General features: G+C 71.5%; 1 protein-coding gene and 2 pseudogenes. All 3 read left to right on the forward strand.

Annotated features, from left to right (window positions below):
• A pseudogene (locus ACFUK0_RS40235) lies at positions 1-95 on the forward strand (roadblock/LC7 domain-containing protein); the annotation flags it as partial.
• A gap of 160 nt (positions 96-255) precedes the next feature.
• Complete coding sequence (locus tag ACFUK0_RS40240) at positions 256-933, forward strand: DUF742 domain-containing protein (protein WP_380259060.1); 678 nt, start codon at positions 256-258, stop codon at positions 931-933.
• Positions 914-1,022 (forward strand): annotated as a pseudogene (locus ACFUK0_RS40245) (ATP-binding protein); the annotation flags it as partial. The gene ACFUK0_RS40240 and the pseudogene ACFUK0_RS40245, both read left to right, overlap by 20 nt.

Consider the following 1,022-nt stretch of genomic DNA (forward strand, 5'->3'; position numbering starts at 1 on the left):
TCGTCGGATACGAGATGGCCCTCCTCGTCGACCGCGCCGGCACCGTCCTCACCCCCGCACTGCGCGCCGAACTCCAGGGCAGTCTCCTGCACTGACGGACCGTCGGATACCGTCCTGGTATTCGAAGCACCTCTGCGCCCGTCCCGGGCCCGCATCCGCGGGCTCGGGTTCGGACGTTGTACGGCCTTCGCACCACCGGCCCCGGACTCGTCCGGGGCTCGCAACGCACCGCCGCACCTTGTGAGGAGAGGATCCGTGAACCCGCCCGACGACCATCGCGGCCAGTACGGCGTTCCGTACCCAGGCACCGGCCACGACGCCTTCGGAGCCCCTGGCGTCGGCAACGGTCAGCAGTACGGCCGGCCGGAGTACGGCCGGCAGCCGTACCAGCAGGAGCAGTACGACCAGCAGGGCTACGACCCGCAGCAGTACGGCCGGCAGTTCGACCAGGATTTCGGGTCGCAGTACGGCCGGGGCGACGGGCAGCAGCAGCATGACCGGCAGCAGCCGTACCAGCGGCCCGGCGCCCACCCCGCGCCCGAACAGCCCGGCCATGTGGAGCAGTTCGAGGACTACGAGGACGAAGAGGACTCCGGTCCGCTGATCCGGCCGTTCGCGATGACCGGCGGCCGCACCCGGCCCCGCTACGAACTCGCCCTGGAAGCCCTGGTCTCCGCGAGCGTCGACCCGCAGCGCCTGGCCACCCTGCTCCCCGAGCACCAGCGGATCTGCAGCCTGTGCACCGAGGTCAAGTCCGTCGCCGAGGTGTCCGCGCTGCTCTCCCTCCCCCTGGGGGTGGCCCGCATCCTGGTGGCCGACCTCGCGGAGGCCGGCCTCGTGGCCATCCACCAGCCCGCTTCCGGCGGCGAATCCGGAAACCAGCCCGACGTCACGCTGCTCGAAAGGGTCCTCAGTGGACTTCGCAACCTCTAACGCGGCCCCCGCGACCCGCGCCACCACCTCCGCGAAGATCGTCGTCGCCGGCGGCTTCGGCGTCGGCAAGACCACGCTCGTCGGCGCCG

Source organism: Kitasatospora sp. NPDC057223, from assembly GCF_042669755.1.
Classification (GTDB): Bacteria; Actinomycetota; Actinomycetes; order Streptomycetales; family Streptomycetaceae; genus Kitasatospora.